The sequence below is a fragment of the Cupriavidus gilardii genome (genome assembly GCF_013347325.1).
GTDB lineage: Bacteria > Pseudomonadota > Gammaproteobacteria > Burkholderiales > Burkholderiaceae > Cupriavidus > Cupriavidus gilardii.
In genome coordinates this window covers 1,894,539-1,919,730 of sequence record NZ_CP054624.1, presented here as the reverse complement: position 1 = coordinate 1,919,730, position 25,192 = coordinate 1,894,539, and the positions used below count along the sequence as shown (strand labels likewise).

The window sequence follows — 25,192 nt, the reverse complement described above, 5'->3', positions numbered from 1 at the left end:
TTGCCGTTGGTTACTTCTTGGTCTGGTTGGCCAGCGCGGCGAACTGCTGGTTTAGATAGCTGCTGGTCTGGTTCAGCTGGCTGACTAGCAAATCGAGCTGGGTGAACTGCGCGCGGTAGCGGTCGATGGTCGCGTTGACGCGGTCCTCGACCTGCGTATAGCGGTCTTCCAGGTCCTTCAGCGTATCAGTCAGGCCATCGGTCGCAACCTTGATCGCGCCGTTGGTTTTGTTCAGATCGTCGATCGCGTCGGTGATCTGCTTGCCGTAGCCGCCGGCGCCGGTGGTGTGCGAGAACATCGAGGTAACGCCACCGAGATCGTCTTTAATCGCCTTGGTAAGTTTGGCGTCGTCAATCGCCAGCGTGCCATCCTTGGTGAATGACACACCAATCTCCGAAAGGGTGATGGTGCCGCCGTTGCCGTCAGGCTGTGGAACGTTCAGCATGCTGCGCAGGCGGGTCTGAATCGATCGCAAGGTGCTGTCTCCGTTCAGCGCGGCGCTGCTGCCGGTGGTCTTGTCGAACGACGTTAGCGATTTGGCGGTGCTTTGAATGTTGTTGTATGCGGTGACGAAACCTTGGATCGCCGCTTTGATCGCATCAGCGTCGCGCGTCACCGTAAGGCTGCTCGTGCCAGTCTTGTTGAGCGTTAGCGTGACACCTTGTGCCGCGTCGGTGACCGTGTTGGTCTGACTGGTGACGTCGATGCCGTTGATCTTCAACTCGGCGTTGGTGGCTCGAACCGTTTCCTGCATACCGCTCGGCTGCACTGCTTGGGTAGGGTCGAAGCCTACGAGATTGCTCAGTTCCGGGCTGTCCGCGGAAATCCGCATGCTGGACTGTTCCCCTGTGGTGTTCGAAGTCAGCACCAGACGATACGGTGTGTCGCTGCCGTCGTTGACAATGCTCGCAGTAACGCCGGCATTGGCCTTGTTGATGGCGTCACGAATGCCCTGCAACGTGTTCTGGCCGGGCCCGATGTCAATGGTTTTGGTGCGCTCGGCGTCGGCGGTGAATCCTAGCGGATCGGTGTAGCCGCCAGTGCCCGCGTTATAGCCGAGGCGCTCGCCAAATTCGATGGTGATCTTGCCCGTGCCGATGGCGGTGGTCTGACTGGCGACGTTCTTGCCAACAAGCGATTGGGCTTGCGCGAGACTGGTTACGTTGACCGAATAGGTTCCTGGCACCGCGTTGGAGGCGGCAGCCGCCGACATGATGTCGCTCGAGCCGACCGCGGCCTTGGCCGCACCGAACGTCGCTGCATCCCCCAGTTTCTTGGCGGCGGCCTGGTAGGCCGACAGCACGCTGCTCAGGGTACCGTAGGCAGAAAGTTTGGCCTGGTAGCTGGAAGCTTGGCTTTCGATGAGCTTCAGTGGGGCCTTTTCCGCAGTCTCTAGCTTCTCGAGTAGCGAGCCGAGTTCCAGTCCGGACCCGATACCGATGTTGGAGATGGTAGCCATAGTCTTCTGCCTTTGTTGTTCAGCTTGTCTACGTCAACGCGTCCCAAGAAACGCTTTGCAGGCAGCGAACTGCCTGCAAAGCATTCCCAGCGGAAAACCAGGCCTTGCGGGCCCGGCCTTCCGCGCCGTTGCGAATTAACGCAGCAGCGACAGCACGTTTTGCGTGGTCTGGTTGGCTTGCGCCAGCACCGAGGTACCGGCTTGCTGCAGGATCTGCGCGCGGGTCATGTTCGACACTTCCGTTGCGTAGTCAGCGTCCTGGATGCGCGAACGCGAAGCCGACAGGTTGGTCACCGTGGTTCCCAGGTTGGCGATCACCGAATCAAAACGGTTTTGCACGGCACCCAGAGAGCTGCGCAGTTCGTCGACCTTCTTCAGCGCCGCATCAAGTGCTGCGAGCGGATTAGCCGTCGAAGCAGTCCCCGCTGCGGCGTCAGCGTCATATGCTGCTTTGGCGGCAGCCATGCTTGCCTGCGTGGCGAAGATTGTGGTGTTAGTTACCGCACCAGTTCCAGCATTCACGTCGCCGGCAGTAAGCTTGTACGCGTTGCCAGCAGAGTCGACAACCGCGTAGTTTGCGTAGGTGTCGGTTGCAGCCGTGTAAGCGCCGTAACCAACGAGCTTCAGCTCGCCGTCAGGCAGCTCGGCTCCGGCCACGCCTGCGAGATTGACCTTGGCCGTTGTGGTAACACCAGCCGCGGTAGTGGTGAACGATGTCACCGTGGTGGATGCACCGACATTAAATCCACCGAGGCCGAGCGAGTTGCGGTTGATCTGCTTCAGATCGATATCGATCGTTTCGCTATCGTTGGCGCCCACTTGAATGGTGAGCGTCTTGTCGGAAGCGAGCACCTTGACGCCGTTGAAATCGGTCTGTTGCGACGTACGGTCGATTTCATCCAGGCGTTGAGCGATTTCGTCCTGGATCGACTTCAGGTCCGAAGGCGAATTCGAGCCATTGGCGGCTTGCACCGACAGTTCACGGATACGCTGCAGGTTGTTGTTGACTTCCGTCAGCGCGCCTTCGGTCGTCTGCGCCAGCGAGATGCCGTCGTTGGCGTTGCGCTGAGCTTGCGTCAGGCCGCGGATGTTGGCGGTGAAGCGGTTGGCAATCGCCTGACCGGCCGCGTCGTCCTTGGCGCTGTTGATACGCAGGCCCGAGGACAGGCGCTGGATCGCGGTGTTCAGCGCCGATTGCGACGTGTTCAGGTTGTTCTGAGTCATCAGAGACAACGAGTTGGTATTAATGACTTGCGCCATGGTACGACTCCTATTTGCAATGTTTTACGCATTCCGGCGGGTGCCGTAACGTTGGCTGCCTGCACTGCAGGGCGTGAAGTGCCTCCGTTGCCAAGGTTATCGACCGGGCTGCCGAAAGGTTTAGAGTGACTTTCAGTCGGCGGTGCGGAAAGCGCTCATTGCAAGGCTGGGGGCGGCTCCCGGACTGGCTCAGGCCCGCCGCCGGGACCGGGTGCGAGGGGTGAAGAGCCGGACGAACTCGGGCGGCACCTCGTCGTGGGGCAGCTCGATCGGCTGTCCGTCGACGTTGTCCGGGGTGATTGCCGCGATCGCATGCTTGTAGACGATCTGCGGCGCCGGGTCGCCGGGAGCCAGGGCCAGCAACACCATATAGGCGTCGGCGCCGACCACGACCCCGTGCAGGCGCACGCCACTGGTCAGATGCAGCACTACCGGATGCCGGCTGGCGCGGTGAAAGGCCAGTTGTCGGTCCTGGAGCTGACGGCCCGGGCGAATACTTCTGATTTCCTGATACTTCACGACTTCTCCGGTCGAGCCCGATAGGGTTCTGTCGGCAGACAACGGTACGGGGATCAGGCACGAGCCGGCACGGATGCGGCACGACGGTATCCGTATTGGCGAGAGCCCGATCTGGCGAGGGATGAAACATTCGCTCTCGGTACCGGCGCGGGGGAAGTCATCGCGTGTCCTTGCGGCCGTGGCGCTTGTGGTTCGCGGATGTGTAGCCTCGACGGTCGGACTGGCGTGCTGCCAGAAGAGAAGGGGAATACTTCGGCCCGGAGGGTAACAAATTTTTACAACTCGGGGATCGAAGAAGCCGTGACATGCGTCTAGAGGTAAACCTCTAATTAAGTGCTTGCATACATGTGCCGATAACCACAGCTGTTCTCGGCGTAAAGTGCTTCGATCGGCGCAGCGTTTGAAGCGAACTGCGGGCCGAGGCGGGTTCCCATCCGAGTACGTACTCACCTCGCCGCTTTTCCGCAGCGATCGGGGCGATCTTTCCTTGTTTTATTTGTAAAACAAAGTAAGTGCCACTATCGGCATTTACCCTGATGGAAACTGTATTTACACCTCATCTAAGCACCGCTATAGTCGGCCGCGAGCCAATCGGCTCTAGCAGTCCTGGAAAGCCTACGAGCACCCCGCGCGTGGGCTTCTTTTTTGCCCGCGTCCTGTGCAATGCCGGACGTCTTCGCCCGCCTCGGGCGGAATACCGGATGCTCGGCGTCAATTGGACACCCGTCCTGTTCCGGGCAATCGATGGAGTTGAGGGGGTTTTTGCCCCTTGTTTGCCATTTCGCCATGGCGCCGCGCTTGCCGCTCGTTTTTCCTGACCTCTGACCGCCGATAGCCGATACCAGGCCGTATCGGCTGCCATCAAGAAAGCGTTCCTTCTTGCCGTTAGCGAAGCACCGCCGCGCACACGCGCGCGGCGCCGACTACGAGAAGAGGGGGCGGTATGGGAGGGTGGAAGCATTTCGGCATTGGCGCGCGCCTGGCGGCAGCCTTTGCCGCAATGGTGGCGTTGCTGGCCGTGGTGGCGGGTTTCGGCGTGATCGCGCTGGGCGATATGAATGCCTCGATGCGGACGACCGTCGAGCAGCGTCTGTTGAAGGTGATGGAACTGGACGGCGTCAAGGAGGGCGCGCAGGCCATCGGCATCATGGTGCGGGACGCGGTGCTGACCGAGGACCCGGCCGTGGTCCAGCAGAACGTCGGCCGTGTCAACGAGCGCCGCAAGCAGATGAGCGCCACGCTCGACGATCTCTCCAGGCTGATTGCCGCCTCCGACAATCCCGGCCTCAAGCAGGTGTTCGACGAGCTTGGCAAGCATCGCGCCGCCTATAACACCCAGCTCGATCAGTTGCTGACGCAGCTGCAGGCAGGCGAGTTTGTCGCCGCGCGTGCCGGTCTGATCGTCACGCTGCCGGCCGCGCAGGCAGCGTACTTCGAACGCCTGGACACGCTGATCGCCTCGGGCCGCAAGATGGCCACCGAGGCCGTGCAGCAGGCCCAGGCCGACTATCTGTTCACGCGCAATCTGCTGCTCGCGCTCGGCGCGGTATCCGCGCTGCTGGCCGTCGGCCTGGCAGTGGCGATCACCCGCTCGATCGCCGGACCAGCGCGGCAGGCGCTGGCCGCGGCGGAAGCGCTGGCGCAAGGCGATCTGGCCTTCGCCATCCGCGCCAAGGGCGACGACGAGATGGGCCGGATGCTGAAGGCGATGCAGCGCGCTTTCGCCGAACTGTCGGTACTGGTGCGCGGCATCCAGGGCGCCTCGGGCGCGATCGACGGCGCCACGCGCGAGATTGCCAAGGGCAACACCGATCTGTCCCAACGCACCGAGGAGCAGGCGGCCTCGCTCGAGCAGACCGCCGCGTCGATGGAGCAGCTGACCTCGACCGTGCGCCAGAACGCCGACAACGCCCGCCAGGCCAACCAGCTCGCGGTCAACGCCTCGGCGGTGGCCGCCGAGGGCGGACGTACGGTGCGCAGCGTGGTCGAGACGATGCAGGGCATCTCGCAGTCGTCGGCCAAGGTCGCCGAGATCATCGGCGTGATCGAGGGCATCGCCTTCCAGACCAATATCCTGGCGCTGAACGCCGCGGTCGAGGCCGCGCGCGCCGGCGAACAGGGGCGCGGTTTCAGCGTGGTCGCGGCCGAGGTGCGCAGCCTCGCGCAGCGCAGCGCGGCGGCGGCCAAGGAGATCGGCGAGCTGATCAACCGCTCGGTCGAGCAGGTGGAAGTCGGCGCCCGCCAGGTCGAGCAGGCCGGCGGCACCATGGACGGCATCGTCGAAGCGGTCCGCCGCGTGACCGACATCATGGGCGAGATCTCCGCCGCCAGCGCCGAGCAGTCGACCGGCATCGAGCAGGTCAACCGCGCGATCGCGCAGATGGAAAGCGTGACCCAGCAGAACGCCGCGCTGGTCGAACAGGCGGCAGCCGCCGCCGAAAGCCTGCAGCAGCAGGCTGCGGGGCTGGTGCAGGACGCGGCGAAGTTCCGTGTCGAGGAGGCGACGGTGGCGTTGTCGCGAGCCACGGACCCGGCTCGGGAACCGATGCTCGCCGTGGCGGCGCCGATTGCCAAAGCTGCGCCGGGGGCCAAGGTTGCATCGGCCGCAAGCCCCGCCTCGCTGCGTGCGGCCACGACCGCACCCACTCCCAAGACACCGGCGGTCTCTCGCGCCGACGGTGCTGACGCAGCAGGCGCGAAGTCCCGTGGCACGCCGGTGCGGCCCGCCGCTCTGGCCGCTGCGGGAGCGCCGGCTGCTGGCGCAGATGACTGGCAGAGTTTCTGAAACGTAGTTGGGACGTAGACCGCGTCCCAATTTGCGTGGTCGACCGGAGCCAGGAAGGGCGATTTGGCGCTCCGTTTTTGTCGTCTATAATTGACAAAAACTGGAGACGCCAAATGAACGTCGCTCTACTTGGCAACGCCATTCGCCGCAAACGAATCCAACTGGGCCTGACCCAGCAGCAATTGGCAGATATGGCGGTGCTGTCGCGGCAAACCTTGAACGGCATCGAGCACGGCCATGTCAACGTCACCGTAGACACGCTTGGCCGTCTTCTGGACGTTCTGGGGCTGACGTTGGAAGTTGCGGACCCTGAACAGAAGCGGGGTCGCCCCGCGCGGGCGGTATGGATGGCGGCGAAGGGTGCCAATACCAGCTATTCCGGTGAGCTGACGCCAATGGCACTGGAGCAGGCGCTGATCAGCGGACAAGTTCCCGACGAACTGCAGCCCCAAGTCGCCCAAATCCTGGATGAGGCGCCGCTGCAGTTGGTGACGAAGATGGTGGCGGAAGTGGCCACGCGCCACGATCGGAAGCCCACCGAAATCTGGAAGAACCTGCGCCGGATGGCGCGTGAGCTGACGGCGACGCGGGGTGGCCTATGGGCATGACGGTGAAACTCCGCGGCGACCCTTGGGAGGCCCTATTTCCGCATGCGCTAACGCTGATGGAGGAAGTGAAGACGCATGGAGGCATCGAGCCGCTCTGGACGTTTGGCGGTGGCACGGTATTGATGCTGCGTTACGACCATCGCATGTCGAAGGACATCGATATCTTCGTCCCTGATCCGCAGTACCTCGGCTTTGTGACACCACGTCTAAGCGATGTGGCAGAGGCCATTACCTCCGACTATGTGGAGCAGGGAAACTTCGTCAAACTCGTCCTGGATTCCGGGGAGGTCGACTTTGTGGCTTCCCCAAACCTGACCGACGATCCATTTGAGGTCTGGGAAATCATGGGGCGGCCGGTTCGCGTCGAAACCGCGACCGAGATCGTTGCAAAGAAGCTGTACCACCGAGGCGACCGGGCGACCGCACGCGACCTGTTCGACTTGGCTGTTGTTGTCGAACAGGATCGCGACGCGCTCGAGGGCGCAGCGCCGTTCTTGCTACGACACGCAGCCGCGTTCATGGACCAGGTCGTTGGACGGCGCCCGATCCTTGAAAAGCAATTCGCGCAGATCGAGCGGCGGCAATTCGCCCGGAGCTACGACGACTGTGTAGCCCTGGCAAAAGACTTGTTTGCCACGTTGGACAGCACCAAGGGCCAAAGCGACGAGTAAAAGCGCGCCCAAACGCACACTTTTAAGCAAGCGCCTACAATAGCCGTCTGTCCTTCATTAGAAAAGCCGGTCCGGCCAGTGCGGTCGTGCACCGGCTATGTTGTTTCTCCTTGCCCGCCCGATGATCGCTCCCCTTCGTTCTGGCCTGCGCCTTGCCGGCGCGGCTGCTTCCGTTGCGGCTTCCGCTGGGTCGCCGGCCTCGCCTGCGGTCCCCTCCATTCCACCAAAGCCCATTCCATCCGGCGAGCCGACCGGGTCGCCGCCGGTGCCGGTGATGCAGGTCATCTTCGGCCTGATGCTGGCAATCCTGCTCGGTGCGCTCGAGCAGTCGATCGTGGCCGTGGTCTTGCCCGAGATCGCTCTACGCCTGAACGGATTCGATGTGATGGCCTGGGTCGTGTCGGCCTACCTGATCGCGTCGACGGTGGCCACGCCGATCTACGGCAAGCTGTCCGACGTGCTCGGCCGGCGCTCGGTGCTGTCGTTCGCGATCGTGCTGTTCCTGCTGGCCTCGATCGCGTGCGCGCTGGCGCAGACGATGCCGCAGCTGATCGTCGCGCGCATCCTGCAGGGGCTCGGCGGCGGGGGGCTGATCTCGGTGTCGCAGGCGGCGATTGCCGACGTGGTGCCGCTGCGCGAGCGCGGCCGTTATCAGGGCTATGTCAGCGGCGTGTGGGCGGTCGCCAGCATGGCGGGACCGGTGATCGGCGGCTACCTGGCCCACTATCTGTCGTGGCGCTGGATCTTCTGGATCAACCTGCCGCTGGCCCTGCTGGCGCTATTTACGGTGCGCCGTGCGCTGCGCCATCTGCCTGCGGCCGGCGGCCGCAAGCATCGGATCGACTATCTCGGCGCGCTGCTGTTCGGCGGCGGACTGACCGGCGTGCTGGTGTTCCTGACGCGGCTGGGCCAGGGCCACGATGTCTGGCGCGCCGACTCGCTGACTCTGCTCGGCGGCGGCGTGGCGGCGCTGCTGGTGTTCGTCTGGCAGGAGCGCCGCGCGGCGGATCCGGTGATTCCGTTGGCAATGCTGCGCGTGCCGACGGTGGCGATCTGCTGCATCACGCTGTTCCTGTGTTTCTTCCAGTTGATCGCGATGTCGGTGCTGTTGCCGCTGCGCTTCCAGGTGGTCGGCGGCGCGCAGGCGGACAGCGCGGCGTTGCGGCTGGTGCCGCTGACGCTGGCGATCCCGTTCGGTGCCTTCATCGCGGGCCGGCTGATGACCTGGAGCGGCCGCTACAAGCCCTTGCAACTGATCGGCGCCGCCGCCGCCCCGCTGGCGATTGCGGCGCTGGCCTTCGTGGACCCGCGTGCCGTCGTGCTGACCGGCATCGTGATGGTGGCGCTCGGCCTCGCGATCGGCCTGCAATTGCCCAGCGCGCTGGTGGCGACGCAGAACGCGGTGCCGCCGCAGCAGGTCGGCGTTGCCACCGCGCTGACGGCGTTCTCGCGGATGCTGGGCGGCGCGGTCGGGGTCGCGGTGCTGACTACGGTGCTGATCGCGCTGCTGCGCCATAGCGGCATGGCGGTCAGCCCGCTGCCCGGTGGGGAGGACGTGCTGATGCATCTGTTCCGCGAGGTGCTGTCGCTGGGCGATGGCGCCGAGGCGGCGGCGGTGCGGCAGACCGCGGAACGTTCGTTCCGCGCGCTGTTCCTCGCCAGCGCCGCGGTCTCGCTGCTGGCGCCGCTGCTGGTCGTGCGGCTGCGCGAGGCGACGCTGCGCGGCAGTCCGGTCAAGGCCGCGGCGACCGTCGAATAATGGGCGAATAACGGTCGAATAACGGTCGAATAGCTGCCGAATAGCGGCCGAACCGTCGAGGCGTGCGGCCTCATGCGATGCGGCGCCCGCTCGGCGATTTACTCCAGATCGACGACCCGGCCCGGGCACAGGATGTGGTGCGGGTCGAGCGTCCGCTTCAGCAGACGCATGACCGCCAGTTCCTCGGGCGTACGCGAACATCCGAGGAACGGCTTCTTGTGCGTGCCGATCCCGTGTTCGGCCGAGATGCTGCCGCCGAATTCCTGCACGACGCGATAGACCACTTCGCTGATCTCGTGCTCCGGAAAGTCGGGCAGCGCAACGTTGGGCAGATAGACGCTGACATGCAGATTGCTGTCGCCGACGTGGCCGAAGTTCACCAGCTCGGCCTCGGACCATCGGTCCAGCACGGCGGCGCGCAAGGCCTGCGCAAACTCGCCGATGCGGCCGATCGGCAGGCTGACGTCGAACGCGGCGTTGGGCGCCCACATCACCGGAAACTCGGCGACGGCGTCGCGCAACTGCCAGAAGCTCTGCGCCTCCTTGTCGCTGGTCGCGACCGCGGCGTCCTGGATCATCCCCGCGTCCATCGCGGTCTCCAGCATCGACTCGAAGGCGGGCGCATCCTGGCCGGCGTCGTCGCCCTGCAGGTCGAGCAGCACGTAGAACGGGTGGCCGGCCGGCAGCGGCGCACGCACGCCCAACACGCGCGTCGTCACCAGCTCGTAGAAGTCGGCCCACATCACCTCGAACGCGGACAGCCGGCCAGCCAGCTTGCGCTGCGCATGGCGCAGCAGTTGCACGACGTCCTCGTAGCGGGACAAGGCGCACAGCGCGGTCTGCGTACTGGCGGGCAGCGGCGCCAGCTTCAACACGGCGCGCGTGATCACGCCGAGCGTCCCTTCGCTGCCGATGAACAGCTGGCGCAGGTCGTAGCCGGCGTTGTTCTTCAGCATCTTGTTCAGCGACGTCAGCACGGTGCCGTCGGCCAGCACCGCTTCGAGTCCCAGCACCTGGTCGCGCATCATGCCGTAACGGATCACGCGATTGCCGCCGGCGTTGGTCGCGATATTGCCGCCGATCTGGCAGCTGCCGCGCGCACCCAGATCGACCGGCAGCAGCCAGTGCGCCGCGCGCGCCGCCTCCTGCGCGGCCTGCAGCGTGGTGCCGGCCATCACGGTCATCGTGCCCGCCTGATCGTCGATCTCCTCGACGCCCCGCATCCGTTCCAGCGACAGCACCAGTTCGCCGCCGGCCGGCGTCGCAGCACCGGCCAGTCCCGTCAGGCCACCTTGCGGCACGACCGCTTGCCGATGGCGATGGCAGATCGCCAGCACCGCGGACACCTCGGCGGTATTGCGCGGCCGCGCCACGGCGATCGGCGGCTCCGGATCGAGCGGGGCGTACCAGTCCTTGCGGAAGCGCGTTTCGATGTCGTCGCCGGTCTGCAGGCCGGCGGCATCGAGCGCGGCGGCCAGTTCGGACAGCACGGCGTCGCGGTTCGCCGGCGCGGATGGGGTTTGGTTGCTGGAGATTGCCATGAACGAGTCTTGTAGCGGGAGCGAAGGGGTAGGGGAAAAGGGCGAGACAATCCGTGGCGCGATCAGGCGCCGCTCCACGCCTCGCGGTTGATCTTCACCGTCGACTCGCGTCGCGGTTCCTGCTTGCGGGCCAGATGCTCCATGGCCGGTTCGATGACCTCGGCGAGCTTGCGGAACGCCGGTCCGATCTCTTCCTCGGGCACGCAGGCATAGCCCATCAGCAGTCCCTGCCGCGCCTGCGTCTCGTCGCAGTAATAGCGCGACAGCGGCCGCGCGCTCAGGCCCTGCGTGCGTGCCGCCATGCTGATGCCAAGGTCGTCGGCGCCGGGCGGCAGATGCATGACCAGGTGCAGCCCGGCCTCGTGCGTCGACGTGGGCCAGTCCGCGCCGAAGCGCTCGGCGATGGCTTCGCGCAGCAGGCTCTGCCGCTGCGCATAACGCAAGCGCATGCGCCGGATGTGGGTGGCGTAGTGCCCTTCCTCGATGAAGTCGGCCAGCACGGCCTGCTGTATCAGCTGTCCCTCGCGGAACAGCTCCGACAGGCCGATGGCGAAATGCGGGGCCAGCGGTTTGGGCAACACCATGAAGCCCATGCGGATGCCGGGAAACAGCGTCTTCGAAAACGTGCCCATGTAGATCACGCGATCGTGCTCGTCGAGCCCTTGCAGCGAAGCGAGTGGGCGGCCCTCGAAGCGGAATTCGCTGTCGTAGTCGTCCTCGACGATCCAGACGCCGCGCTGGCGCGCGTATTCGAGCAGCATGCGCCGGCGCGACAGGCTCATCACGGTGCCGAGCGGATACTGATGCGACGGCGTCGCAAAGATGAAGCGGGGCGGATTCTGCAGCGTGGCGGCGTCCGGCGCGATGCCTTCGCCATCGACCGGGACCGGGATCGGCTCCACGCCCGAGTTCGACAGCAGGCTGCGCGTGCCCCAGTAGCCGGGATCTTCCATCCAGGCCTTGTCGCCGGGATCGGCCAGCAGGCGCGCGATCAGGTCGATCGCCTGATGGATGCCCGTCGTCATGATGATCTGTTCGGCATCGCAACGGACGCCGCGGGCCAGGCGCAGATGCTCCGCGAGGACGCGGCGCAGCGGCAGATAGCCGCCGTTGTGCGCATAGGTCAGCAGCTCTGGACGCGGCTCGCGCCAATGCTTGTTCAGCAGCCGGGTCCATACCGCGCGCGGGAACAGCGAGACGTCGGGCACGCCGGCCATGAACGCGCCCCATTGGCGATCTGACGCACCGGCATGCGACACCAGATGCTGGCCGCGCCGCGACAACGCAAAGCGGTTCGGGTTTTGCTGCGCTGCAGGCGCGGTGATGGTGCCATTGCCGGCGCCAACCTTGTGCAATGCACTATGGTCGGGAAAGGTGTGCGACACAAAGGTGCCACTTCCCGTCGACGCCGTGACATAGCCCTCGGCCAACAACTGCTCGTAGGCGTACAGCACCGTGTTGCGCGACACCCCGACCTCTTTCGCCAGCATCCGCGAAGCGGGCAGCTTGCAGCCCGCGGGGATCGTACCTGCAAGGATTTCCTGGCGAATGATCTGATAGACCTGCCGGTTCATGTGCATGCCGGCCTTGTCGGCGCTGCCGTCGGCCGGCCGTTCCAGCCGTTGCAGCAGCAGCTCGGACAGAATGGACTCTTTCAAAATGGCTCCAGCAAAAACGGCAAATATGGACCTATCTATGGTGCCAACTGTGCGCTAATTTCCCACCCATCGCGCGCCGGTGCAAGCAGTTTTCACATCGGCGAGCCTCGCAGCCCGGTGTTCCAAGGAGCCCTCATGCAAGATTCGGCAAGCCACCTCAGTACCACCGACATCGCCGGCGCCGTGCGCTCGTTGTTGCCCTACATGGTCGAGACGCTGTCGAGCTTCGTCGCCGCGGCCAGCCCTTCGGGACAGGAGCAGCCCGCGGCGGAATTCATCGAGGCGGCCTTGCGCGATCTGGGACTCGCATCGGAACGCATCGAACTGCGTGCCGATGCCATCAGGCATCTGCCGCTGTTCTCGCCGCCGTGCTGTCCGGACGGCGGCCGCTACAACCTGCTGGCCACGCACCGGCCTGCTGCGAAAGGCGGACGTTCGGTGCTGTTCAACGGCCATCTCGACGTGGTGCCCACCGGCCCCGAATCGATGTGGCGCAACCCGCCGTACACGCCAGTGGTGGAGGACGGCTGGCTCTATGGCCGTGGCTCGGGCGACATGAAGGCGGGCATCGTCTGTGCACTGGCCGCCTTCAAGGCGCTGCGCGCGCTGGGCGTGCAGCCGGCGGGTGCGGTGGGGTTCAACGCGGTGCTCGAGGAAGAGAACACCGGCAACGGCGCGCTGGCCACGGTGGCCGCGCTGCGCAGCGCGGTGGGCGCCGGCAAGCTGGCCGCCTTCGATACGGTGATCATTCCCGAGCCGCTCGGCGAAGGACTGATGAGCGCGCAGGTCGGCGTCTACTGGATGTTCATCGAACTGACCGGAAAGCCGGCCCACGCGGCCTACATGACCTCGGGCGTCAATCCGGTCGAGGCGGGCGTCGCCGTGATGGAAGACCTGCGCGAACTCGAGGCCGAATGGAACCGGCCGGAGAACCGCCCGCCGGTGTATCGCGATCATGCCCACCCGATCAACTTCAATCTCGGGCAGATCCACGGCGGCGAATGGAATTCGTCGGTGCCGTGCACCTGCACGCTGGGCGTGCGCATTGGCTTCTATCCGCATATGGACATCGACGAGACCAAGGCCATCGTCGAAGCCCGCATCCGCGCCACCGTTGCGCGGCTTGCCAGCAATCTCGAACTTGCCATCCGCTACGAGGGCTTTCATGCGCCCGGCTGCGAGTTCGATCTCGACGTGCCGAGCATGCAGGCGCTGGCCGAGGCCCATCGCAAGGTTCACGGCGAGCCGGTCAAGCGCGAGGCCACCACCGCGACCACCGATGCGCGCCATTTCCGCCTGATGCTCGATACCCCGGTGACGTGCTACGGGCCCATCGCCCGCAACATCCACGGTATCGACGAATCCGTGTCGCTCGACAGCATGGTGCGGGTGACCACCACGTTGGCGCAGTTCCTGCACGACTGGTGCGGTGTGGAGCCGATTGCCAGGGCATGACGCCGGCCACGCGTTCTGTCACGGCGTGACAAGACGCGATCCATGCAAAGCAGTGCCTCAGTTTGCGCTTCAGTTGCGCCTCAGTTTGCGACTCCGTAGGTGCCATCAGTACCCGCTGTTCACAACGACAAGGAAACGAGCCGATGAAACGAGTTACGACGCGCTTTCAACAGCGCCTGGCTTCGCTGGCGATCGCGGCGGCAGGCCTGTCCCTGTTGCCGCTGGCGCTGCCGGCCGGCAACGCCGCCGCCCAGACCACCGGCGGCACGCTGTCCGGCATCGTGCAGCCCGAGCCGCCGATCCTGGTCAGCGCCCTCAATTCGCAGGCGCCGACGCAGTACATCGCCGGCAAGATCTATCAGGGCCTGCTGACCTATACGCCGGATCTGAAGCCGCAGCCCGAGCTGGCCAAGTCGTGGAAGATCTCGCCCGACGGCCTGACCTATACCTTCGAGCTGCAGAGCGGCGTCAAGTGGCACGACGGCAAGCCGTTCACCTCGGCCGACGTGGTGTTCTCGATCGACAAGCTGCTGCGCGAGGTCCATGTGCGCACGCGTGCCGTGCTGAACAAGTACATGGCGTCGATCCGCGCGGTCAACGACACCACGGTCGAAATCAAGCTGAAGGAACCGTTCCCGCCGTTCATCTCGATGTTCGAGACCGGCACCATGCCGATGATGCCCAGGCATCTGTACGAGGGCACCGACTACCGCAACAACCCGGCCAACCAGAAACCGGTCGGCACCGGCCCCTTCATGTTCAAGGAGTGGAAGAAGGGCGCCTATATCAAGCTGGCCAGGAACCCGAACTACTGGAAGAAGGGCAAGCCGTACCTGGACGAGCTGGTCTTCTACGTGATTCCCGATTCGGCCTCGCGCGCGGTGGCGTTCGAGAAGGGCGACGTGCAGGTGCTGCGCGGCGGCGATGTCGACAACGTCGACGTCAAGCGCCTGCGCGCGCTGCCTAACGTGGAATACACCACCAAGGGCTGGGAGCTGTTCTCGCCGATGGCCAGCATGCTGATGAACCAGCGCAAGCCGCCGTTCGACAACGTCAAGGTCCGCCAGGCGGTGATGCATGCGCTGAACCGCAAGATGATCGTCAACAACATCTTCTTCGGCATGGGCAAGCCGGCGGTCAGCCCGTTCGCGTCGACCACGCTGTTCTTCGACAAGAACATGCCGAACATGGATTTCAACCTGAAGAAGGCACGCGACCTGATCAAGGAGTCGGGCGTCAATGTCGGCCAGTACCCGATCAAGATCCTGGCGACCTCGTACGGCGCCAACTGGGATCGGCTGGACGAGTACACCAAGCAGATGCTCGAGCAGCTGGGCTTCAAGGTCAGCATCGAATCGGCCGACGCCGGCACCTGGGCCGCGCGGGTCAGCAACTGGGACTTCGACCTGACCACAACCTACACCTACCAGTACGGCGATCCGGCGCTGGGCGTGGAGCGGCTGTACGTGGCGCGCAATATCGTCAAGGGCACGCCGTTCGCCAACGTGCAGGGCTACAACAATCCGAAGGCCGACGAGCTGTGGACCAAGGCGGGCGCCACCATGGATCCGGCCGAGCGCCAGAAGCTCTATAGCGAGGTGCAGCGGATCCTGGTCAACGACGTCGCCAACGCCAACCTGTTCGAGCTGGAGTTCCCGACGCTCTACCGCAAGAACGTGAAGAACCTGGTGACCACGGCGATCGGCCTGAACGAGTCGTTCGACAACGTCTCGATCGAGAAGAACTGAGCCGCGTTCGTCGCCCCTTGTTTTCTGCCCTCTCGCGCCTGCGGGAGAGGGCAGGGGACAGCGTGACCGCCACCACGAAGTCAGTGGAGCCTGCCGTGAATTTCCTTTCCTTCCTGATATCGCGTCTTGGCAAGGCCGTCGTGGTCGTGCTCGGCGTCGTCATCATCAACTTCTTCCTGATCCGCCTCGCGCCGGGCGATCCCGCGACCGTGATGGCGGGCGAGGCCGGCGCCGGCGATGCCGCGTTCGTCGGCCAGCTGCGCGAGCAGTTCGGCCTCGACAAGCCGCTGCTGACGCAGCTCGGCATCTATCTGAAGGGCGTGGCCCAGCTCGACCTGGGCTACTCGTACCGCAACCATCTGCCGGTGCTGGACCTGATCCTGGACCGCCTGCCGGCGACCTTCCTGCTGATGAGCGGCGCCTTTGTCTTCTCGATCGTGCTGGGCGTGCTGCTCGGCGTGATCGCCGCGCGGACGCGCTACGAGAACCGCCGCCGCTGGATCGACAGCGCGGTGATGTCCGGCGCGCTGCTGCTGTACGCGACGCCGCTGTTCTGGCTGTCGCTGATGGCGATCATCCTGTTCTCGGTGGTGCTCGGCTGGCTGCCGGCCTTCGGCATGGAAACCATCGGCGCGGGCTACACCGGCATGGCGCGCGTCAAGGACGTGGCGCTGCACATGATCCTGCCGACGATCTCGCTGGGCTGCTTCTTCATGGCGGTCTATGTGCGGCTGACCCGCGCCTCGATGCTGGAGGTGATGGGCATGGATTACGTCAAGACCGCGCGCGCCAAGGGCGTGCCGGCCAGCCGGGTGATCCGCGTGCACGTGCTGCGCAACGCGCTGCTGCCGGTGATCACCTTCGCCGGCATCCAGCTCGGCCAGATGGCCGGCGGCGCGGTACTGACCGAGACGGTGTTCTCGTGGCCCGGCATCGGCCGCCTGATGTTCGACGCGCTGCTGCAGCGCGACTACCAGCTGTTGCTGGGCATCTTCTTCGTGACGTCGGCCCTCGTCGTCTTCTTCAACCTGCTGACCGACGTGCTGTATCGCTTCATCGATCCGCGCATCTCGGTCGCCGGCAAGGGAGTCACCGCATGAAAGCCTTCCTGCAACGCTATTGCCGAAACTACGGCGCGGTGATCGGCGCGCTGGTGCTGCTCGCCGTGATCGCGTTCGCGCTGTTCGCCCCGGTGCTGTACGAGGAATCGCCCTGGCTGATGGTGGCCGATCCGCTGGTGCAGCCGTTCGCCGATCCGGCCTATCCGTTCGGCACCGACATGCTGGGCCGCGACATCACCGCGGGCATGCTGTACGGCGCGCGCGTGTCGCTGCTGGTCGGCGTGATCTCCACCGCGGTGGCGCTGCTGTTCGGCATCCTGATCGGCGCGGTGGCCGGCTACTGCGGCGGCCGCATCGACGACGCGCTGATGCGCTTCACCGAGTTCTTTCAGACCATTCCGCAACTCGCGATGGCGGTGGTGATCGTCGCGATCTTCAATCCGTCGATCTATTCGATCGTCGGCGCCATTTCGGTGGTGTCCTGGCCGCCGGTGGCGCGCCTGGTGCGCAGCGAATTCCTGTCGCTGAAGCAGCGCGAGTTCGTGCAGGCCGCGGTGGTGATCGGCCAGAAGCCGCTGCGCATCATCGCCACGCAGATCCTGCCCAATGCGATGTCGCCGATCATCGTGTCGGCCTCGTTCATGGTCGCGACCGCCATCCTGACCGAGTCCGCGCTGTCCTTCCTGGGACTGGGCGACCGCAACATGATGAGCTGGGGCTTCATGATCGGCGCGGCCCGCACGATGATCCGCGAAGCCTGGTGGATGAGCGTGTGGCCCGGCGTGGCGATCCTGCTGACGGTACTGTCCATCAACCTGATCGGAGAAGGCTTGAACGACGCCATGAATCCGCAGCTGCGCCGCCGCGGCGAATGAGGGAGCGAGCCATGACCGTTCAATCGATGCCGCACCCCCAGAACCAGTCTGTCGCCGCGCCGCTGCTGTCGATTCGCGACCTGACCATTGCCCTGCCCAAGGGCGGCGACCGCCCCTACGCGGTGCGCGACATCTCCTATGACCTGCACGCCGGCGAGATCCTCTGCATCGTCGGCGAATCCGGCTCGGGCAAGTCGATGAGCGCCAACGCCATCATGGGCTTGCTGCCGCCCTACCTGAAGCCGCAGGGCGGCCGCATCCTGTTCCGCGGCAAGGACCTGCTCGCGCAGGACGAAGCCACCTTGCTGGCGATGCGCGGCAAGGACATGGCGATGGTATTCCAGGAGCCGCTGTCCGCGCTGAATCCGGTGATGACGGTCGGCGACCAGATTGCGGAGGTCATGCGCGTGCACCACGCCTATCCGGGCGAGGCGCGCATGCGCCGCGTGCTGGAACTGCTCGATTTCGTCGGCCTGCCCGATCCAGCCACGCTGGTGCACAGCTATCCGTTCCGGCTGTCGGGCGGCCAGCGGCAGCGCGTGGTGATCGCGATGGCGCTGGCGCTGGAGCCCGCGCTGCTGATCGCCGACGAGCCGACCACCGCGCTGGACGTCACGACGCAGGCACAGATCCTCGCCTTGATCAAGCGGATCCAGGCCGAAAAGGGCATGGGCGTGATGTTCGTGACCCACGATTTCGGCGTAGTGGCGGAGATTGCCGACCGTGTCGCCGTGATGGAGAAGGGCGTGCTGGTCGAGATGGGCAGCGCACAGCAGGTGCTGAACCACCCCCAGCATCCCTATACGCGCCGGCTGATCGGCGCGGTGCCGCACGGCCGCTGCGGCGAAGCCGACGGCCAGGCGGCGGAGACGGTGCTGGACGTGCGCGACCTGCGCAAGACCTATGTGTCTGGCGGCGGGCTCTTCTCGCGCAAGCGCGTGGTGCATGCGGTCGACGGCGTCAGCTTTGCCGTGCGGCGCGGCGAGACGCTGGGCATCGTCGGCGAGTCGGGCTCGGGCAAGTCGACCATCGGCAAATGCCTGCTGCGGCTGACCGACATCGACGGCGGCACCTTGCTGTTCCAGGGCCAGGACATCGCGCGGATGCCCGAACGGCGCTTTCGCCCGCTGCGCAAGGATGTGCAGATGATCTTCCAGGACCCGTTCGCCTCGCTCAATCCGCGCCATACCGTAGGTCGGATCGTCAGCGACGGGCCGATCGCCAATGGCGTGCCGCGCCAGCAGGCGGAGGCGCGCGCGCGCGAGCTGCTGCAGCTGGTCGGGTTGGAGGACTCGGCGTTCGACCGCTATCCGAACCAGTTTTCCGGCGGGCAGCGCCAGCGCATCGGCATTGCTCGCGCGCTGGCGCTCGAGCCGAAGCTGCTGGTGGCCGACGAGTCCGTGTCCGCGCTCGACGTCTCGGTGCAGGCGCAGGTGCTGGAGCTGCTGGCCACGCTGCAGAAGCGGCTCGACATCGGCCTGATCTTCATCACGCACGACCTGCGCGTGGCGGCGCAGATCTGCCACCACGTGATCGTGATGCACAAGGGCAAGGTGGTCGAGTCAGGGCCGCCGGCCCAGATCTTCGACGCGCCGCGCCACGACTACACGCAGCGCCTGATCGCGGCGATCCCCGGCAAGGAGTGGGATCCGAAGGCGATCCGCGCCGCCGCCTGACAACGCATTGGCCCGGCCGGCAAGCCCGCATGCCCGGATGCCGTCCGCGCGCCCAACCCGAAGCCCCATGGAGAACACGATGAAGAATGCCGAACTGGTCCGCCGCAAGGATGCCGCCACGCCCCGCGGCGTGGGCGTGATGTGCAATTTCTACGCTGAACGGGCCGAGAATTCGGAGATCTGGGATGTCGAAGGCCGCCGCTTCATCGACTTCGCGGCCGGCATCGCGGTGCTGAACACCGGCCACCGCCACCCGCGGCTGGTGGCAGCCGTGCAGAAGCAGCTGGAACGGTTCACCCATACCGCTTACCAGATCGTGCCCTATGCCAGCTATATCGAGCTCGCCGAGAAGATCAACCAGCGCGCGCCGGGCCAGTGGGCCAAGAAGACCGCGTTCTTCACCACCGGCGCCGAGGCGGTCGAGAACGCCATCAAGATCGCCCGCTCGGCCACCGGGCGACCCGCGGTGATCGCATTCTCCGGCGGCTTTCATGGCCGCACGATGATGGGCATGGCGCTGACCGGCAAGGTCGTGCCCTACAAGGTCGGCTTCGGTCCGTTCCCGGGCGAGGTCTATCACGCGCCTTACCCATGCGAGCTGCACGGCGTGTCGGTCGACGACTCGCTGAAGGCGCTGCAGGTCCTGTTCAAGGCCGACGTCGATCCGAAACGGGTCGCCGCCATCATCTTCGAGCCGGTGCAGGGCGAGGGCGGCTTCAATGTCGCGCCCGCCGCCTTCGTCAAGGCGCTGCGCGCGCTCTGCGACGAGCACGGCATCCTGCTGATCGCCGACGAGGTGCAGACCGGCTTCGGCCGTACCGGCAAGCTCTTCGCGATGGAGCACTACGGCGTGGCGCCGGACTTGACCACGATGGCCAAGAGCCTGGCCGGCGGCATGCCACTGTCGGCGGTGTGCGGCCGTGCCGAGATCATGGACGCGCCGGCCCCGGGCGGGCTCGGCGGCACCTATGCCGGCAATCCGCTGGCCGTCGCCTCGGCCCTGGCGGTGCTCGAGGTGCTGGAAGAGGAGAACCTGATCGCGCGCGGCGCCGCCCTCGGCGAGCGGCTGATGGACCGGCTGCACAGCCTGCGCCCGCGCGTGCCGCAGATCGCGCAAGTGCGAGGGCTCGGCGCGATGGTCGCGGTGGAGTTCCAGCAGGCCGACGGCAGTCCCGATGCCGAGTTCACGCGCGAGGTACAGAACCGCGCGCTGCAGAAGGGCCTGCTGCTGCTGTCGTGCGGCGTGCACGGCAACGTGATCCGCTTCCTGTTCCCGCTGACCATTCCCGATGCGGTGATGGACGAAGGGCTGGACATCCTGGCCGACGTGCTGGCCCGCTGATCGACATCCGCGGCCCAATTTCCGGAGCGATTGATGCAACTGAACGATACCGGCCTGCTGCGTGCGCAGGCCTTGGTTGGCGGCGCCTGGATCGACGCCGACCGCGGCGAGTCCTTCGTCGTCACGAACCCTGCCACCGGTGCGCCGATCGGCAAGGTGCCGATGATGGGCGCCGCCGAGACGCGGCGCGCCATCGAGGCCGCGCGCGTCGCGCAGATCGACTGGCGGCGCCGCACCGCGCGCGAGCGCAGCCAGATCCTGCGCAAGTGGCATGAACTGATGCTGGCGCACGCCGACGACCTCGCGCTGCTGATGACCACCGAGCAGGGCAAGCCGCTGGCCGAGGCCAGGGGCGAAGTGGTCTACGCCGCCTCGTTCCTCGAGTGGTTTGCCGAGGAAGGCAAGCGCGTCTGCGGCGATGTGCTGGCATCGCCGATGGCGGACCGCCGGCTGGTGGTGGTCAAGGAGCCGGTCGGCGTCTGCGCGGCCATCACGCCGTGGAATTTCCCGCTGGCGATGATCACGCGCAAGGTCGGCCCTGCGCTGGCGGCCGGCTGCACGATGGTGCTCAAGCCAGCCGAGGATACGCCGCTGTCGGCGCTGGCCCTCGCGGTGCTGGCCGAGCGCGCCGGCGTGCCGGCGGGCGTGTTCAGCGTGGTGACCGGCGACGCTGTCGCGATCGGCGGCGAGCTGACCGCCAATCCGGTGGTGCGCAAGCTGACCTTCACCGGCTCGACCGAGGTCGGCCGCATCCTGATGCGCCAGTCTGCCGACACCATCAAGAAGCTGTCGCTGGAGCTCGGCGGCAATGCGCCGTTCATCGTGTTCGACGATGCCGATCTCGACGCGGCGGTGGAGGGCGCCATTGCATCGAAGTATCGCAACGCCGGACAGACCTGCGTCTGCGCGAACCGGCTGTACGTGCACGACAAGGTCTATGACGCCTTCGCCCGCAAGCTGGTGGCCGCGGTCGCGCAGCTCAAGGTCGGCAATGGCGTCGAGCCCGGCGTGCTGCAGGGTCCGTTGATCAACGAGGACGCGGTCGCTAAGGTCGAGTCGCATATCGCCGATGCGCTGGACAAGGGCGCGCGCGTGCTGGCGGGCGGCAAGCGGCATTCGATCGGCGGTACCTTCTTCGAGCCGACCGTGCTGGCCGACGTGACACCGGCGATGCGCGTCGCGAAGGAGGAAACGTTCGGCCCGCTGGCGCCGCTGTTCCGTTTCCATACCGACGACGAGGTGGTCGGCATGGCCAACGACACCGAATTCGGCCTGGCCTCGTACTTCTACAGCCGCGATATCGGCCGCATCTGGCGCGTCGCCGAAGCGCTGGAGTACGGCATGGTCGGCATCAACACCGGCCTGATCTCGAACGAGGTCGCACCGTTCGGTGGGGTCAAGCAATCGGGCCTGGGCCGGGAGGGTTCGCGATACGGCATCGAGGACTATCTGGAAATCAAGTACCTGTGCATGGGCGGCATCGACCGCTGAGAGTTGACAGCCGACAGCCGACAGCCGCTGCACCACCGAACCCCAATGCGAGCCCCAACATGAGCAGACCCCAGGCAGTGCCGACCGTGCAGGTCGACAACGAGCGTGTGATCGTCACCGAATGGCGCTTCGCGCCCGGCGCGGAGACCGGTTTTCACCGGCATGGCTACGACTACGTGGTGGTGCCGATGACGACCGGCCCGCTGCTGCTGCAGACGCCGGAAGGCGAGGTCACCAGCCAGCTGGTGGCCGGACGCGCGTATTCGCGGCCGGCCGGCGTCGAACACAACGTGATCAACGCGCACGAAGGCGAATGCGTGTTCGTCGAGATCGAGATCAAGACGGCGGCGGGCGCGGCATCGCCGCCTTGCACGGTTGCACACGGAGCCAATCCATGACCGAAGCGTCCACACCGAGCCGCCCCGTGGACGGCCAACCGCTGCGCGAGCGCAATGGCGGCCAGATCCTGGTCCAGCAGCTGCGCATCCATGGCGTCAAGCGCGTGTTCCTGGTGCCCGGCGAAAGCTATCTGCCTTGCATCGATGCGCTCTACGACCATCAGGACGCGATCCAGCCGGTGGTCTGCCGCCAGGAAAGCGGCGCGGGCTATATGGCCGAGGCCTACGGCAAGCTGACCGGGGAGCCCGGCATCTGCTTCGTGACCCGCGGTCCTGGCGCGACCAATGCCAGCATCGCGGTGCACACCGCCTATCAGGACTCGACGCCGATGATCCTGTTCGTCGGCCAGGTCGGCAACGACTTCATCGAGCGCGAGGCGTTCCAGGAGATCGACTATCGCCGCATGTTCGGCGAGATGGCGAAGTGGGTCGCGCAGATCGACCGCACCGACCGTATCCCGGAGTTCATCGCGCGCGCCTTTGCGGTGGCGACCAGCGGCCGGCCCGGGCCTGTGGTGCTGGCGCTGCCGGAGGATACGCTGTGGGGCAAGGCCACGGTGGCCGATCTGCCGCGCTACCAGCGTTCGTATGCAGCACCGACCCCGGCGGCACTGGCGTCGCTCGGCACGCTGCTGACGCAGGCGCGGCGGCCGTTCCTGCTGGTTGGCGGCTCCGGCTGGACGCCGCAAGCGATGCGCCAGATCGAAGGCTTCGCCGAGCGCTTCGCCTTGCCGGTCGGCGCGGCCTGGCGCCGGCTGGAGTGCTTCGACAACCATCATCCGAATTTTGTGGGCCATGTCGGCTGGGGCATGGGCGAGGCGCTGCGCGCGCGCATCCGCGATGCCGATCTGCTGATCGCGGTGAACACGCGGATGGGCGAGGCGACCACCGAAGGCTACACGCTGGTGGAGAGCCCGCTGCCGCGCCAGCGGCTGGTGCATGTCTATCCCGACGCCAACGAGCTCGGGCGCGTATTCCAGCCTGCGCTGCCGATCGTCGCCGACGTCGTGTCGTTCGCACAGGCCGTCGACACGCTGCGGCCCGCAGCCGAACCGGCGTGGGCCAGCCAGACCCGCGCGGCGCGCGGGGACTACCTGGCGCAGCAGGAGCCGGCATCCGCACCCGGTCCGCTGAACCTGAATGCCGTCGCCTGCCATGTGCGCGACCACGTGCCCCTTGACGCCTGCATCACGGTGGGCGCCGGCAACTACGCGCTGTTCGCGCATGCCTACCACCGCTTCCAGGGCGTTGGCACCAGCCTCGCGCCGACCGTGGGATCGATGGGGTACGGGCTGCCGGCCGCGATCTCGGCCAAGCTCGAATATCCGGACCGCTCCGTGGTGTGCTACGCCGGCGACGGCTGCTTCCAGATGAACCTGCAGGAGCTCGGCGTGGCGATGCAGTACCGGCTCGGCATCGTCGTGCTGGTATTCAACAACGGCATGTGGGGAACCATCCGCGCGCACCAGGAGCGCGAGTTTCCCGGCCGCACCATCGCGCTCGGCTTCGACAACCCGGACTTCAGCGAGCTGGTGCGCGCCTATCGCGGCCACGGCGAGGTGGTGCAAAGCGACGCCGAGTTCGGCCCGGCGTTGACGAGGGCACTCGACTTTGCCCATACGCAACGTCTGCCCGCGCTGCTCGAACTGCGCTACGACCCCGACGGCATCGCGCCCGGCATGACGTTGTCGCAGATTCGCGCAGCGGCGCTGGCGCGCCAGGCGGAGGCGGCCGCCTGATCGCGTCGCGCTGCGCGCGCCACCCTCGATCGCCGCTCGACAACCCACACCTACGATATGCGTGCTTTCTTCTCGGATGACCAGTTGCTCCATCAGCCCCGCCAGTTCATGCGCGCGGGCCGGCTGTGCGAGCCGACCGACGTGCCCGCACGCGCGGCCGCGCTGCAGGCGGCGCTTGCCGCGCGCGGCATCGATCTGACCGTCGCGCCGGACTACGGCCGCGCGCCGCTGGAAGCGGTGCACAGCGCCGCCTATCTCGATTTCCTGTGTCAGGCCTACGAGCGTTGGCAGGCGCTGGCGCGCCCCGGCTTCGAACCTGGCATCGAAGTGCTGCCCAACCTTTCGCCGTACCACAACGGCAAGCTCGACCAGAGCCGCCGGCCCGATTGCCCGACCGACTCGGTGATCGCGCAGGCGGGGTATTACCTGGGCGACCTGAGCTGCCCGCTCGGCCCGCACAGCTGGCTGTCGATCCTGCGCTCGGCACACAGCGCGGTGGCGGCGGCGGACTATGTCTGCGAACACCAGGACGGCGGCATGGCGTACGCGCTTTGCCGGCCCTCCGGCCATCACGCGCACAGCGACCGAGCCGGCGGCTTCTGCTACGTCAACAACGCCGCGATTGCCGCGCAGGGGCTGCTCAAGCGCTTCGGCAAGGTCGCGGTGCTCGATGTCGACGCGCATCACGGCGACGGCACGCAGCAGATCTTCTACCAGCGCTCGGACGTGATGACGATCTCGCTGCATGCCGACCCGGCCGGCTACTACCCGTTCTATACCGGCTATGCCAACGAACGCGGCTACGGCGCGGGCTATGGCTACAACCTGAACTTCCCGCTGCCGCACGGCACCGGCGACGTCGGCTTCCTGGCCGCGCTCGACAGCGCGCTCGACGCGCTGCGCGACTACCGGCCGCAGGCGCTGGTGCTGTCGCTTGGCTTCGATACCTATGTGGACGACCCCATCAGCGTGCTGGCCGTCGGCATGGACGGCTACCGCGGCATCGGCGAACGCATCCATGCGCTCGGCGTGCCGACGGTCGTTGTGCAGGAGGGCGGCTACGAGGTCGAGGCCATCGGCCCCGCGCTGGATGCCTTTCTGTCGGGCTTCGCGCCGGCGATGGCCTGAGCACCGCCTCCCGAGGAGA

Annotated in this window: 19 protein-coding genes; 14 read left to right on the top strand and 5 right to left on the bottom strand. The window is 66.1% G+C overall.

All coding sequences use genetic code 11. The annotated features are described in order from the left end of the window. Positions 1-10: 10 nt before the first annotated feature. The 3 genes from fliD to FOB47_RS08655 form a co-directional block, all read right to left on the bottom strand. Complete coding sequence (gene fliD, locus FOB47_RS08665; protein ID WP_174780619.1) at positions 11-1,459, bottom strand: flagellar filament capping protein FliD; 1,449 nt, start codon at positions 1,457-1,459, stop codon at positions 11-13. Positions 1,460-1,594: 135 nt separating this feature from the next. After that, the gene (locus FOB47_RS08660; RefSeq protein WP_174780618.1) at positions 1,595-2,719 is read right to left on the bottom strand and encodes a FliC/FljB family flagellin; all 1,125 of its coding nucleotides are present in this window, start codon (positions 2,717-2,719) and stop codon (positions 1,595-1,597) included. Between the two features lie 189 nt (positions 2,720-2,908). Further along, positions 2,909-3,238: an RNA chaperone Hfq gene (locus FOB47_RS08655; protein WP_053823474.1), complete on the bottom strand. Its 330-nt coding sequence runs from the start codon at positions 3,236-3,238 to the stop codon at positions 2,909-2,911. A gap of 943 nt (positions 3,239-4,181) precedes the next feature. Between FOB47_RS08655 and FOB47_RS08650 the strand changes: the two genes are divergently transcribed. The 4 genes from FOB47_RS08650 to FOB47_RS08635 all read left to right on the top strand — a co-directional run bounded on the left by FOB47_RS08650 (position 4,182) and on the right by FOB47_RS08635 (position 9,061). Then, positions 4,182-6,023 carry a methyl-accepting chemotaxis protein gene (locus FOB47_RS08650; protein WP_174780617.1) on the top strand — a complete coding sequence of 614 codons (1,842 nt, stop codon included), beginning with the start codon at positions 4,182-4,184 and terminating at the stop codon, positions 6,021-6,023. A 113-nt stretch (positions 6,024-6,136) separates the two neighbouring features. After that, entirely contained in the window at positions 6,137-6,631 is a 495-nt protein-coding gene (locus FOB47_RS08645; protein ID WP_006577177.1) for a helix-turn-helix transcriptional regulator, read from the top strand. After that, positions 6,628-7,302 carry a nucleotidyl transferase AbiEii/AbiGii toxin family protein gene (locus FOB47_RS08640; RefSeq protein WP_174780616.1) on the top strand — a complete coding sequence of 225 codons (675 nt, stop codon included), beginning with the start codon at positions 6,628-6,630 and terminating at the stop codon, positions 7,300-7,302. The genes FOB47_RS08645 and FOB47_RS08640 overlap by 4 nt, the downstream gene beginning before the upstream one ends. A gap of 274 nt (positions 7,303-7,576) precedes the next feature. Next, the gene (locus tag FOB47_RS08635) at positions 7,577-9,061 is read left to right on the top strand and encodes an MDR family MFS transporter (RefSeq protein WP_151022830.1); all 1,485 of its coding nucleotides are present in this window, start codon (positions 7,577-7,579) and stop codon (positions 9,059-9,061) included. Between the two features lie 98 nt (positions 9,062-9,159). On the opposite strand, the gene FOB47_RS08630 is transcribed toward FOB47_RS08635, so the two are convergent. Further along, positions 9,160-10,602: an FAD-binding oxidoreductase gene (locus FOB47_RS08630; protein WP_174780615.1), complete on the bottom strand. Its 1,443-nt coding sequence runs from the start codon at positions 10,600-10,602 to the stop codon at positions 9,160-9,162. A 62-nt stretch (positions 10,603-10,664) separates the two neighbouring features. Then, on the bottom strand, positions 10,665-12,260 hold the full coding sequence (pdxR, locus tag FOB47_RS08625; protein ID WP_174780614.1) for a MocR-like pyridoxine biosynthesis transcription factor PdxR: 1,596 nt from the start codon (positions 12,258-12,260) through the stop codon (positions 10,665-10,667). Positions 12,261-12,395: 135 nt separating this feature from the next. Between pdxR and FOB47_RS08620 the strand changes: the two genes are divergently transcribed. The 10 genes from FOB47_RS08620 (at position 12,396) to FOB47_RS08575 (ending at position 25,173) form a co-directional block, all read left to right on the top strand. After that, positions 12,396-13,715 carry an ArgE/DapE family deacylase gene (locus FOB47_RS08620; protein ID WP_174780613.1) on the top strand — a complete coding sequence of 440 codons (1,320 nt, stop codon included), beginning with the start codon at positions 12,396-12,398 and terminating at the stop codon, positions 13,713-13,715. A 143-nt stretch (positions 13,716-13,858) separates the two neighbouring features. Beyond that, a complete protein-coding gene (locus FOB47_RS08615; RefSeq protein ID WP_174780612.1) occupies positions 13,859-15,463 on the top strand; it encodes an ABC transporter substrate-binding protein in 1,605 nt (534 codons plus the stop codon). A gap of 95 nt (positions 15,464-15,558) precedes the next feature. Beyond that, complete coding sequence (locus FOB47_RS08610; protein WP_053823478.1) at positions 15,559-16,563, top strand: ABC transporter permease; 1,005 nt, start codon at positions 15,559-15,561, stop codon at positions 16,561-16,563. Beyond that, positions 16,560-17,399: an ABC transporter permease gene (locus FOB47_RS08605; RefSeq protein WP_053823479.1), complete on the top strand. Its 840-nt coding sequence runs from the start codon at positions 16,560-16,562 to the stop codon at positions 17,397-17,399. The genes FOB47_RS08610 and FOB47_RS08605 overlap by 4 nt, the downstream gene beginning before the upstream one ends. Before the next feature lie 11 nt (positions 17,400-17,410). Continuing rightward, positions 17,411-19,075 carry an ABC transporter ATP-binding protein gene (locus FOB47_RS08600; RefSeq protein ID WP_170265848.1) on the top strand — a complete coding sequence of 555 codons (1,665 nt, stop codon included), beginning with the start codon at positions 17,411-17,413 and terminating at the stop codon, positions 19,073-19,075. Between the two features lie 79 nt (positions 19,076-19,154). Next, positions 19,155-20,417 (top strand): 4-aminobutyrate--2-oxoglutarate transaminase, encoded by a 1,263-nt coding sequence (gene gabT, locus FOB47_RS08595; RefSeq protein WP_174780611.1) that lies wholly within the window; start codon positions 19,155-19,157, stop codon positions 20,415-20,417. Positions 20,418-20,450: 33 nt separating this feature from the next. Continuing rightward, a complete protein-coding gene (gene gabD, locus FOB47_RS08590) occupies positions 20,451-21,908 on the top strand; it encodes an NADP-dependent succinate-semialdehyde dehydrogenase (RefSeq protein WP_053823480.1) in 1,458 nt (485 codons plus the stop codon). A gap of 59 nt (positions 21,909-21,967) precedes the next feature. Beyond that, positions 21,968-22,306, top strand: a complete 339-nt coding sequence (locus FOB47_RS08585) for a cupin domain-containing protein (protein WP_053823481.1) — start codon at positions 21,968-21,970, stop codon at positions 22,304-22,306. Beyond that, a complete protein-coding gene (locus FOB47_RS08580; RefSeq protein WP_174780610.1) occupies positions 22,303-24,045 on the top strand; it encodes a thiamine pyrophosphate-binding protein in 1,743 nt (580 codons plus the stop codon). Before FOB47_RS08585 ends, FOB47_RS08580 begins: the two co-directional genes overlap by 4 nt. A 57-nt stretch (positions 24,046-24,102) precedes the next feature. Then, positions 24,103-25,173 carry a histone deacetylase family protein gene (locus FOB47_RS08575; RefSeq protein WP_174780609.1) on the top strand — a complete coding sequence of 357 codons (1,071 nt, stop codon included), beginning with the start codon at positions 24,103-24,105 and terminating at the stop codon, positions 25,171-25,173. The last annotated feature ends 19 nt before the right edge of the window (positions 25,174-25,192 follow it).

What these genes read in the sequence shown, in the direction of transcription:
- fliD (WP_174780619.1), bottom strand. Translation starts at nt 1,459, where the DNA reads ATGGCTACCATCTCCAACATCGGTATCGGGTCCGGACTGGAACTCGGC.
- FOB47_RS08660 (WP_174780618.1), bottom strand. Translation starts at nt 2,719, where the DNA reads ATGGCGCAAGTCATTAATACCAACTCGTTGTCTCTGATGACTCAGAAC.
- FOB47_RS08650 (WP_174780617.1), top strand. Translation starts at nt 4,182, where the DNA reads ATGGGAGGGTGGAAGCATTTCGGCATTGGCGCGCGCCTGGCGGCAGCC.
- FOB47_RS08645 (WP_006577177.1), top strand. Translation starts at nt 6,137, where the DNA reads ATGAACGTCGCTCTACTTGGCAACGCCATTCGCCGCAAACGAATCCAA.
- FOB47_RS08640 (WP_174780616.1), top strand. Translation starts at nt 6,628, where the DNA reads ATGACGGTGAAACTCCGCGGCGACCCTTGGGAGGCCCTATTTCCGCAT.
- FOB47_RS08635 (WP_151022830.1), top strand. Translation starts at nt 7,577, where the DNA reads ATGCAGGTCATCTTCGGCCTGATGCTGGCAATCCTGCTCGGTGCGCTC.
- FOB47_RS08630 (WP_174780615.1), bottom strand. Translation starts at nt 10,602, where the DNA reads ATGGCAATCTCCAGCAACCAAACCCCATCCGCGCCGGCGAACCGCGAC.
- FOB47_RS08620 (WP_174780613.1), top strand. Translation starts at nt 12,396, where the DNA reads ATGCAAGATTCGGCAAGCCACCTCAGTACCACCGACATCGCCGGCGCC.
- FOB47_RS08615 (WP_174780612.1), top strand. Translation starts at nt 13,859, where the DNA reads ATGAAACGAGTTACGACGCGCTTTCAACAGCGCCTGGCTTCGCTGGCG.
- FOB47_RS08605 (WP_053823479.1), top strand. Translation starts at nt 16,560, where the DNA reads ATGAAAGCCTTCCTGCAACGCTATTGCCGAAACTACGGCGCGGTGATC.
- FOB47_RS08600 (WP_170265848.1), top strand. Translation starts at nt 17,411, where the DNA reads ATGACCGTTCAATCGATGCCGCACCCCCAGAACCAGTCTGTCGCCGCG.
- gabT (WP_174780611.1), top strand. Translation starts at nt 19,155, where the DNA reads ATGAAGAATGCCGAACTGGTCCGCCGCAAGGATGCCGCCACGCCCCGC.
- gabD (WP_053823480.1), top strand. Translation starts at nt 20,451, where the DNA reads ATGCAACTGAACGATACCGGCCTGCTGCGTGCGCAGGCCTTGGTTGGC.
- FOB47_RS08585 (WP_053823481.1), top strand. Translation starts at nt 21,968, where the DNA reads ATGAGCAGACCCCAGGCAGTGCCGACCGTGCAGGTCGACAACGAGCGT.
- FOB47_RS08580 (WP_174780610.1), top strand. Translation starts at nt 22,303, where the DNA reads ATGACCGAAGCGTCCACACCGAGCCGCCCCGTGGACGGCCAACCGCTG.
- FOB47_RS08575 (WP_174780609.1), top strand. Translation starts at nt 24,103, where the DNA reads ATGCGTGCTTTCTTCTCGGATGACCAGTTGCTCCATCAGCCCCGCCAG.